This window comes from Streptomyces sp. MZ04 (assembly GCF_004684775.1).
Taxonomy (GTDB): Bacteria; Actinomycetota; Actinomycetes; order Streptomycetales; family Streptomycetaceae; genus Streptomyces.
Map to the genome: position 1 here is coordinate 1 of NZ_SRIC01000286.1, position 10,356 is coordinate 10,356.

A 10,356-nucleotide genomic window follows, 5' to 3' on the forward strand; every position below is an offset into this window, starting at 1 on the left:
GGAAGAGTCACTCGTTCGTAGCCGCACCCGCATACAAATCCTTCGCGATAATCCCCCGCTGCACCTCACTCGCCCCCTCATAGATCCGCGGCGCCCGCACCTCCCGATACAGGTGTTCCAGCAGATGCCCGCGCCGCAACGCGCACGCCCCGTGCAACTGAACCGCCGCGTCCACCACGAACTGCGCCGTCTCCGTGGCCAACAGCTTCGCCATCGCCGCCCGGCGAGCCACATCCGGCTCGCCCCTGTCGTACGCCGCCGCAGCCGCGTACACCATCAGCCGAGCCGCCTCCGTCCGCGTCGCCATCTCCGCGACCTGATGCGACACCGCCTGTAGGTCACTCAACTTGCCGCCGAACGCGTCCCGCCCAGCCGTATGAGCCAGCGCCGCGTCCAGCGCCGCGCCCGCCATGCCGACAGCGAAGGCGCCGACGCTGGGGCGGAAGCGGTTCAGCGTCGTCATGGCGACGCGGAAGCCGCGGTCCGGCTCGCCCAACAGGTCATCGGCCGTGACGCGTACGCCGTCGAAGGCGAGGGCGCCGATCGGGTGCGGGGAGAGCATCTCGAGAGGGGTGCCCGTCAGCCCCGCCCGGTCGGCGGGGACCAGGAACGCGGTGACGCCGCGCGCCCCCGCGTCCAGGGTCGTACGGGCGAAGACCGTGTAGAAGTCGGCCTCGGGCGCGTTCGAGATCCAGCACTTCTCCCCCGTAAGACGCCAGCCGGCGGACCCCGCGGAACCGTCCCGCTCCGCCCGCAGCGCCAGCGCCGCCGCGTCCGAGCCCGCGCCCGGCTCCGAGAGCGCGAACGCCGCCACCGCCCGCCCGGCGCGGGCAGGCGTGAGCCACCGCTCCCGCTGGGCCGCCGACCCGTACTCGGCCACCGGATGCGCGCCGAGCCCCTGCAGGGCCAGCGCCGTCTCCGCCTCCGTGCAGGCGTGGGCGAGTGACTCGCGGAGGAGGCAGAGGCCGAGGGCGCCGCCGCCCGCAGGACCGTCACCCCCACCGAACAGGCCGTCCAGCAGGCCCAGTTCGCCAAGGGCCGCCACCAGCGGACGGTTCACATGGCCCGGCTCGCCCTTCTCCGCCAGTGGCCGCAACCGCTCATCGGCCAGCGTGCGCAGCTCCGCACACCAGGCGATTTGTTCTGGATTGAGCGAGAATGCCGTCATGCCAGGCCCCTCCTCTATCGCGGACCGTTGACTGTCGTCACCATCACGATACGCTCGTTGTGCGAGCTCACCACAAGCCCGAACGGCAATCCGAACGGCAAGGGGGCGACCCACTGTGGACGCCAAGAGTGCACCCCGACTCCACCCATCGGCTCATATCGACACCTTCGCCCGCGACCACCTCCCTCCGCCGGCGCAGTGGCCCGCGTTCGTCCACGACCGCCCCGAACTGCACTACCCCCAGCGCCTCAACTGTGGCGCCGAGCTGCTGGACCGTACGGTGGAGCGGCTCGGCGCGGGGCGTACGGCGTTCCGTTCGGGGTCCGGTGAGGCCTGGACGTACGGCGAGCTGCAGCGGAACGTCGACCGGATCGCGCACGTACTGACGGAAGAGCTCGACGTGTTGCCGGGACACCGCGTCCTGCTGCGCGGGCCCACCACGCCCTGGCTCGCGGCCTGTTGGCTCGCCGTGATGAAGGCGGGCGCGGTCGCGGTGACGGTCCTGGCCCAGCAGCGCTCGCAGGAGCTGGCCACGATGTGCGAGATCGCCGAGGTCAGCCACGCGCTGTGCGACGTCCGTGCGGTGGACGATCTGATCAAGGCCGGGATTCCCGGCCTGAACGTCATCGTCTTCGGCGGGGAGGGGAGCGACGATCTGCTGGCGCGGGCCGGCCGGCAGCCCGATGTGTACGAACCGGTCGACACCTCCGCCGACGACGTCGCGCTCATCGCCTTCACCTCCGGCACCACCGGGCGCCCCAAGGGGTGCATGCACTTCCACCGCGATGTGCTCGCCATCGCCGACACCTTCGCGCGGCACGTCCTGAAGCCGGGGCCCGACGACGTCTTCGCGGGCAGCCCGCCGCTCGGTTTCACCTTCGGGCTCGGCGGCCTCGTCATCTTCCCGCTGCGGGTCGGCGCCTCGTCGCTGCTGCTCGAACAGGCGGGCCCCAAGCAGCTGTTGCCCGCCATCGCCGAGCACGGTGTCACCGTTCTCTTCACCGCCCCGACGGCGTACCGCACGATGCTCGACGAGCTGGGCAAGCCGGACGCGTGCGACATCTCCACGCTGCGCCGGTGCGTCTCCGCCGGGGAGAATCTGCCGGCCACCACCTGGCAGGCGTGGCACGAGCGCACCGGGCACCGCATCATCAACGGCATCGGCGCCACCGAGCTGCTGCACATCTTCATCTCGGCCGCGGACGAGGAGATCAGGCCCGGCACCACGGGGCGGCCCGTGCCCGGGTGGCACGCGCGCGTGGTCGACGATTCGGGGGCTCCGGTGCCGGACGGCGAGCCGGGTCTTCTCGCCGTGCGCGGGCCCGTCGGCTGCCGGTATCTGGGCGACGAGCGGCAGTTGCAGTACGTACGTCATGGCTGGAACGTCACCGGCGACACGTACGTCCGTGACGCCGACGGCTACTTCCGGTACGTCGCGCGCGCGGACGACATGATCATCTCCGCCGGGTACAACATCGCCGGACCGGAGGTCGAAGAGGCGCTCATGCGGCACCCGGACGTCCAGGAGACGGCGGTGGTGGGGCGGCCCGACGAGCTGCGCGGCCAGATCGTCGTGGCGTACGTCGTGCCGCGCGCGGGCACGGCCCGTGATCCCGAACGGCTGCGCGCGTTCGTGAAGAGCGAGCTGGTGCCGTACAAGTGTCCGCGCGAGATCGTCTTCCTCGACGCCCTTCCGCGTACGGCGACGGGCAAGCTCCAGCGGTTCCGGCTGCGGGAGCCCGGGCACGTAGAGTGATCACGTGTCCGAGCAGCACACTCCCCGGTCCCTGATCGTCACCTTCTACGGCGCCTACGGGCGTGCGGCCCCCGGCCCGGTGCCCGTCGCCGAGCTGGTCAGGCTTCTCGCCCCCGTCGGCGTGGACGCCCCGTCCGTGCGCTCGTCCGTGTCGCGGCTCAAGCGGCGCGGCCTGCTGGTCCCCGCGCGGACCGCGGCGGGCGCCGCGGGGTACGCCCTCTCGCCCGACGCGCGACAGCTCCTGGACGACGGCGACCGCCGCATCTACGCGAATCCCCCGGCCGCGCGGCAGGGCGGCGGCTGGGTGCTCGCCGTCTTCTCCGTACCGGAGTCGGAACGCCAGAAGCGGCATGTGCTGCGCTCCCGGCTGGCCGGGCTCGGCTTCGGGACGGCCGCTCCGGGGGTGTGGATCGCCCCGGCACACCTCTACGAAGAGACCCGGCACACCCTGGAACGCCTCCAACTCGCCGCGTACGTAGACCTGTTCCGCGGCGAGCACCTGGGCTTCGCCGCGACGTCCGAAGCGGTGGGCCGGTGGTGGGACCTGGCGGCGATCGCCAAGCAGCACGAGGCGTTCCTCGACCGGCACGAGCCGGTGCTCCGCTCCTGGCAGGGCCGCACGGACACGCCCCCGGACGCGGCCTACCGTGACTATCTCCTCGCCCTGGACTCCTGGCGCCGGCTGCCGTACGCCGATCCGGGCCTGCCGGCGGAGCTGCTGCCGGACGGGTGGCCGGGCGAGCGGTCCGCGGAGGTGTTCGCGGCGCTCGACGAGCGGCTGCGGGAGGCGGGGGCACGGTTCGCGACCCCCGACCCCTCAACTCCCCAGCGTTAGGCGGGGCTTGGGGCCGTCCGTACGCCCGGTCTGCGGGCGGCGGCTGCCCGCCCGGTAGGGCAGTGGCCAGTTGACGCCCGGTCCCGCGTACCCCTGCTCGGCCGCCGCGTGCAGCGTCCAGTGCGGGTCGTACAGGTGCGGCCGCGCGAGCGCGCACAGGTCCGTACGGCCCGCCAGGATCAGGGAGTTGACATCGTCCCAGGAGGAGATGGCGCCGACGGTGACGACGGGGATGCCGGTTTCGTTGCGGATGCGGTCGGCGTACGGGGTCTGGTAGGAGCGGCCGTACGCGGGGCGCTCGTCGGAGACGACCTGGCCGGTGGAGACGTCGATCGCGTCGGCCCCGTGCGCGGCGAAGGCGCGGGCGATCTCGACCGCGTCGTCCGCCGTGGTGCCGCCGTCGGCCCAGTCGGTGGCCGAGATCCGGACGGTCATCGGCTTGTCGCCCGGCCACAACTCCCGTACGGCGTCGAAGACTTCGAGGGGGAAGCGCAGCCGGTTCGTGAGCGGGCCGCCGTACGCGTCGGTGCGCCGGTTGGTGAGCGGCGAGAGGAAGCCGGACAGCAGATAGCCGTGCGCGCAGTGCAGTTCGAGCAGGTCGAAGCCGCACCGTTCCGCTCGCCGCGCGGCGGACGTGAACTGCTCCCGGATCTCGTCGAGTCCGGCCCGGTCCAGCTCGTGCGGGCGCCGGCTGCTCTCCTTGTACGGGAGTGAAGAAGGCGCCACCAGCGGCCAGTTGCCGTCGTCGAGGGGGTCGTCGATGCCTTCCCACATCAGCTTCGTCGAGCCCTTGCGGCCCGAGTGGCCCAACTGGACGCCGATCGCGGTGCCCGGCGCCTGCGTGTGCGCGAAGCCGGTGATCCGCCGCCAGGCGTCGGCCTGTTCATCGGTGTAGAGCCCGGCGCACCCCGGGGTGATGCGGCCCCGCTCGCTGACGCACACCATCTCGGTCATGACGAGTCCCGCGCCGCCCAGGGCCCTTGCCCCCAGGTGGACGAGGTGGAAGTCGCCGGGGACGCCGTCCACTGCGGAGTACATGTCCATCGGCGACACGACGACGCGGTTGCGCAGGGTCAGGCCGCGCAGCCGGAAGGGCGTGAACATCGGCGGCGTGCCATCGGGGCAGCCGAAGTCGCGCTCGACGGCCTCGGTGAAGTGGGCGTCGCGCAGCCGCAGATTGTCGTGGGTGACGCGGCGGCTGCGGGTGAGCAGGTTGAACGCGAACTGCCGTGGCGGCTGGTCCAGATAGTCGGGGAGCCGCTCGAACCACTCCAGGCTGGCGCGGGCGGCGCGCTGCGTGGACTCGACGACGGGGCGGCGCTCCGTCTCGTACGCGGCGAGGGCCCCGGCGATGTCGGGCTGCTCCTCCAGACAGGCGGCGAGCGCGAGGGCGTCCTCGACGGCGAGCTTGGTGCCGGAGCCGATGGAGAAGTGGGCGGTGTGGGCGGCGTCGCCGATGAGCACCGTATTGCCGTGCGACCAGCGCTTGTTGACGACCGTGCGGAAGGTGGTCCAGGCGGACTTGTTGCCGCGCAGGGGCCGCCCGCCGAGCGCGTCGGCGAAGATCTTCGCGCAGCATTCGGTGGACTCCTGCTCGTCGAGCTCCGCGAACCCCGCCGCCTCCCAGACCTCTTCGCGCATCTCGACGATGACGGTGGAGGAGCCGGGCGCGTAGGGGTAGCCGTGCAGCTGCATCACGCCGTACTCGGTCTCGGCGATCTCGAAGCGGAAGGCGTCGAAGGCGAAGTCGGCGGCGAGCCAGATGTAGCGGCAGCGGTGCGTCTCGATGCTGGGCGCGAAGACGTCGGCGTACGCGTCGCGGGTGAGGCTGTGCACGCCGTCGGCCGCGATCACCAGGTCGTACGCGGCCGAGAGCTCGGCGGCGGGCGGAGCGTCGGAGCGAAAGCGCAGGTCGACGCCGAGGTCGCGGCACCGCTCGTGCAGTATCTCCAGGAGGCGGCGCCTGCCCAGGGCCGCGAAGCCGTGCCCGCCGGAGGTGTGGCGGCTGCCGCGGTGGACGATGTCGATGTCGTCCCAGCGGACGAACTCGGCCTGGAGCGCGGCGTACACGACGGGGTCGGCGTGCTCGATGCCGCCGAGCGTCTCGTCGGAGAGGACGACTCCGAAGCCGAAGGTGTCGTCGGGGGCGTTGCGCTCCCAGACGGTGATCTCGCGCCGCGGGTCGAGCCGCTTGAGGAGCGCCGCGGCGTAGAGCCCGCCGGGCCCACCGCCGATGACGCCGATGCGGTGTGCCGCACCACGCGTGGGCTCGGGCATCATCAGCGCCCCTGCCACTTCGGCGGCCGCTTCTCGGTGAAGGCGGCGTGGAATTCCTTGTAGTCCTCGCCGTTCATGAGCAGTGCCTGGGTCGCCGCGTCCAGCTCGACGGCCGCCGCGAGAGGCATGTCAAGTTCCGAGGTGAGCAGCGCCTTGGTCTGCGCGTACGCGAGGGCAGGACCGTCGGCGAGGCGGCGGGCGAGGGTCCGCGCGGCCTCGGCGGCCTTGCCCTCGTCCGTCAGCTCGCTGATCAGGCCGATCCGCTCGGCTTCGGGGGCGCGCACGGGATCGCCCAGCATCAGGAGCCGCGTCGCGTGGCCGAGGCCGACGACGCGGGGCAGCAGGTAGGCGGCGCCCATGTCGCCGCCCGACAGGCCCACCCGTGTGAAGAGGAAGGAGAACCGTGCCGAGGGGTCGGCCACCCGGAAGTCGGCGGCGAGCGCGAGGACGGCACCGGCACCGGCGGCCACCCCGTGCACGGCGGCGATCACCGGGAAGGGGCACTCGCGGATCGCGCGCACGACCTGCCCCGTCATGCGGTTGAAGTCGAGCAGCTGCGCGGTGTCCATGGCGAGGGTCGCGCCGATGATCTCGTCGACGTCACCGCCCGAGCAGAAGCCCCGGCCCTCTCCCCCGAGGATCAGGGCGCGCACGGATTTATCGCGGGACAGCTCGGCGAGAAGGTCGCGCAGGTCGGCGTAGGCGCCGAAGGTGAGTGCGTTGAGTTTGTCGGGGCGGGCGAGCGTGACCGTGGCGACCCCGTCGTCGACCTCGTACCGCAGATGCTGCCAGTCGGGGGTGCGGGGCGCGGAGCCGGTGAAGGGACTCATCAGGTGCGGCCTCCTCGGCCTGGGGCTGGAGTTCGCTGCCCTTCGAATTTATCACCGATCCGTGACTGTCGTCATGAGTGCGCGATAGAGGGGCCGCCGACGCATCACCCGTGAGCCGTCCCACACACCTCATTGGGAACGAAAATCCCGATATGCGCGTCTTTTCACTTGGAGAACCCCAGGGTCGGACGTCCCGGATATGCCCGACCGACGACCCTGTCGACATAATGCTTAAGATTCGTACGGTTGAAAGCAGGATCTCCTGCTGCCTGAACGGACCACCCGCCTTGCACGAACCTCCCGCTCCCGCCTCGTGGCGCATCGCACTGCCGCACACCGCGGCAGCCGTGCCGATCGCCCGCGCGCTGGTGCGTACGGCTCTCACGGAGATCGAGTCGGCCGCCGACACCGACACCGCGGAGCTGCTCACGGCGGAGCTGGTGGCCAACGCGGTGGAGCACACGGCGGGGGAAGAGCCCATAGAGCTCGTCATCGAGCTGCTGCCGAGCGGCTGCCAGGTCGAGGTGCACGACTCCAACCCGCTGCCGCCCGGCAACCTCACGGACCCCGCGCCGACCTCGGAGCCCGACCCCTGGCAGGAGCACGGGCGCGGACTGCTCCTGATCCGCACCCTCAGCTCGTCCTGCGGTCACCGCCCCACCGACTCCGGCAAGGCGGTCTGGTTCACACTGCCTGCGGCGTAGCCACCTCGGCCCCGGTCTCGGCATCGGCCTCGGCCTGCGCTGCCGCCCTGCCGAGCCGCGAGTGCCCGCGGCCGTACAGCGCGTACACCAGAGCGCCCACCACGAGGAAGACGGCGAACTGCACCCACGTCGTCCAGCCCGTGCCCCAGATCAGATAGAGGCAGAAGCCCACGCCGAGCACCGGGCTCACGGGGTACAGCGGCACCCGGAAGGTGCGCTTCAAACCGGGGGCCGAGCGACGCAGCGCGATCACCGCGACATTCACCACGATCATGATCGCCAGCGTGCCGATCGTCGTCAGGTTCACCACCGCGTCCAGCGACGAGAAGGCGGCGGGGACGGCGAAGACCGCCGCGACGATCCAGGTGTTGGCGACCGGCGTCGAGGTCTTCGGCGAGACGCGCTCGAAGACGCCCGGGACGAGCCCGTCCCGGGACATCGACATCAGGATGCGGGTCTGCCCGTACATCACGGCGAGTACGACGGACGCGATCGCGACGACCGCGCCGAAGGCGATGATGCCGCCGCCGACGGCCGAGTCGGTGACGTGGTCGACGACCAGCGAGAGCGCGGCGGGCTTGCCGGCGACCGTGTCGCCGCCGAGCGCGCCGATCGCCCCGAGCGCCACGGCGACGTACAGCAGGGTGACGACACCGATGCAGATCATGATCGCGATCGGGATGTTCCGCCGCGGGTTCTTGACCTCTTCGCCCGCCGTGGTGATCGCGTCGAAGCCGATGAAGGAGAAGAAGGCGAGCGAGGCGCCCGAGGTGACGCCGGCGGCCCCGGCGCCCGCGAAGGGCGTGAGGTTGCCGGCCTTGAACGCGGTGAACGCGATCGCCAGGAAGAGCAGCAGGATGCCGATCTTGAGCACGGCCATCGCGGCCGTCGCCCCCGCGCTCTCGCGGATGCCGCGCACGAGCAGTGTCGCGGCGAGCAGGATCACGACGATGGCGGGCAGGTTCACGACGCCGCCCTCGCCCGGTCCGGCGGAGAGCGCGTCGGGCAGCTGCCAGCCGGTGAGGCTGTCGAGCAGCTCGTTCAGGTACTGGCTCCAGCCGACCGCCACGGCCGAGACGGAGACGCCGTACTCCAGGAGCAGACACCAGCCGACGAGGAACGCGGTGCGTTCGCCGAGCGAGCCGTACGCGAAGGAGTACGAGCTTCCGGAGACCGGGATCGCGCCACCCAGCTCCGCGAACGAGAAGGCGGTGAAGATGCAGGTCACGGCCGCGAGGACATACGAGACGGCGACCGCGGGGCCCGCCTCGGCGACGCTGTCGGAGAGGCCGACGAAGATGCCGGTGCCGACGATGGCGCCGACACCGAAGCAGACCAGCTGGAACAGGCCCATGGTCCGCTTCAGACCGTGCCCCTCCAGGTCCGCGCCCGATTCGGCGACGAGAAGTTCGGGGGACTTGATGCGGAGCCCTGCCGGGCCGGTCGAGCGCATGCGGTGGTTCTCATTTCGGTGGTGCTGAGCGCGGCGGGGGTGGGCCGCGAAAAGTGGGGCCGGGGGATGGTGTTCCCCGGCCCCACTGAAGGAGCGAGTGGAGCTGGTCGGGCTGGTCGGCCTGGTCGGGCTGATCGGGCTGATCGGGCTGATCGGGCTGATCGGGCTGGTCGTACGAGTGGCGGATCAGGCCAGCGTGGCGACGAGGATCGCCTTGATCGTGTGGAGCCGGTTCTCCGCCTCGTCGAAGACGACGGAGTGCGCCGACTCGAAGACCTCGTCGGTGACCTCGAGAGAGCTTAGACCGTGCCGCTCGTGGATCTCGCGGCCGACCTTCGTGCCCAGGTCGTGGTAGGCGGGCAGGCAGTGCAGGAACTTCACGTCGGCGTTGCCCGTGGCACGCAGGACGTCCATCGTCACGGCGTACGGAGCCAGTGCCGTTATGCGCTCGTCCCAGACCTCCTTGGGCTCGCCCATGGAGACCCAGACGTCGGTCACGACGAAGTCGGCGCCCGCGACGCCCTCGGCGACGTCCTCGCTGAGCGTGATCCTGGCACCGCTGGTCTCGGCGAGCTGACGGGCGCGGGCGACGATCTCGTCGGCGGGCCAGTAGGCCTTCGGCGCGACGATACGTACGTCCATGCCGAGCAGGGCGCCGGTGACGAGGTAGGAGTTGCCCATGTTGAAGCGGGCGTCACCGAGGTAGGCGAAGGCGATCTCGGTGAGGGGCTTGGCGCTGTGCTCGGTCATCGTGAGCACGTCGGCGAGCATCTGGGTGGGGTGCCAGTCGTCGGTCAGGCCGTTCCAGACGGGCACGCCCGCGTAGGCGGCGAGCTCCTCGACGGAGTCCTGGCTGTCACCGCGGTACTCGATGCCGTCGAACATCCGGCCGAGCACCCGGGCGGTGTCCTTGACCGACTCCTTGTGCCCGATCTGGGAGCCCGATGGGTCGAGGTACGTGGTGGAGGCGCCCTGGTCGGCGGCGGCGACCTCGAAGGAACAGCGCGTGCGGGTCGAGGTCTTCTCGAAGATCAGCGCGATGTTCTTGCCGCGCAGGCACTGGATCTCGGTCCCCGCCTTCTTGGCCGCCTTCAGCTCGGCGGCCAGCTCGATCAGGCCGCGGAACTCCTCGGCGGTGAAGTCCAGCTCCTTGAGGAAGTGGCGGCCGGTGAGGTCGATGGCCATGGGGGCGCTCCAGGGGTACGAGTACGGGGACATTGGAAGTCTATACGACGCTCCACATTTCTATACAGGCACTATGCGGGGTCTATGCGAGCTCTATGCGGGGTCTCTGTGGGGGTCTCTGTGGGGGTCTATGTGGGGGTCTATGCGG

At 71.1% G+C, this 10,356-nt stretch carries 8 protein-coding genes; 3 read left to right on the forward strand and 5 right to left on the reverse strand.

Going from position 1 to position 10,356, the window contains the following annotated elements; all coding sequences use genetic code 11:
- Positions 1-7 precede the first annotated feature (7 nt).
- On the reverse strand, positions 8-1,168 hold the full coding sequence (locus E2651_RS35885; RefSeq protein ID WP_135335448.1) for an acyl-CoA dehydrogenase family protein: 1,161 nt from the start codon (positions 1,166-1,168) through the stop codon (positions 8-10).
- Positions 1,169-1,283: 115 nt separating this feature from the next.
- Here E2651_RS35885 and E2651_RS35890 point away from each other — a divergent pair, with 115 nt between their 5' ends.
- Both E2651_RS35890 and E2651_RS35895 read left to right on the forward strand, forming a co-directional pair.
- Positions 1,284-2,924 (forward strand): AMP-binding protein, encoded by a 1,641-nt coding sequence (locus E2651_RS35890; protein WP_135335449.1) that lies wholly within the window; start codon positions 1,284-1,286, stop codon positions 2,922-2,924.
- A 4-nt stretch (positions 2,925-2,928) separates the two neighbouring features.
- Positions 2,929-3,759, forward strand: coding sequence for a PaaX family transcriptional regulator C-terminal domain-containing protein (locus E2651_RS35895; protein WP_135335450.1), 831 nt, complete (start codon positions 2,929-2,931; stop codon positions 3,757-3,759).
- On the opposite strand, the gene E2651_RS35900 is transcribed toward E2651_RS35895, so the two are convergent.
- Positions 3,742-6,039, reverse strand: coding sequence for a bifunctional salicylyl-CoA 5-hydroxylase/oxidoreductase (locus E2651_RS35900; RefSeq protein ID WP_135335451.1), 2,298 nt, complete (start codon positions 6,037-6,039; stop codon positions 3,742-3,744). The genes E2651_RS35895 and E2651_RS35900 overlap by 18 nt on opposite strands.
- Entirely contained in the window at positions 6,039-6,866 is an 828-nt protein-coding gene (locus E2651_RS35905; protein WP_135335452.1) for an enoyl-CoA hydratase family protein, read from the reverse strand. The genes E2651_RS35900 and E2651_RS35905 overlap by 1 nt, the downstream gene beginning before the upstream one ends.
- A gap of 227 nt (positions 6,867-7,093) precedes the next feature.
- On the opposite strand from E2651_RS35905, the gene E2651_RS35910 reads away from it, so the two are divergent.
- Positions 7,094-7,570 carry an ATP-binding protein gene (locus E2651_RS35910; RefSeq protein ID WP_135335453.1) on the forward strand — a complete coding sequence of 159 codons (477 nt, stop codon included), beginning with the start codon at positions 7,094-7,096 and terminating at the stop codon, positions 7,568-7,570.
- Here the strand turns inward: E2651_RS35910 and E2651_RS35915 are convergent.
- Positions 7,551-9,023 carry an amino acid permease gene (locus tag E2651_RS35915; RefSeq protein ID WP_135335454.1) on the reverse strand — a complete coding sequence of 491 codons (1,473 nt, stop codon included), beginning with the start codon at positions 9,021-9,023 and terminating at the stop codon, positions 7,551-7,553. The two genes, E2651_RS35910 and E2651_RS35915, sit on opposite strands and share 20 nt — an antisense overlap.
- A gap of 186 nt (positions 9,024-9,209) precedes the next feature.
- A complete protein-coding gene (argF, locus tag E2651_RS35925; RefSeq protein WP_135335455.1) occupies positions 9,210-10,208 on the reverse strand; it encodes an ornithine carbamoyltransferase in 999 nt (332 codons plus the stop codon).
- Positions 10,209-10,356: the final 148 nt, after the last annotated feature.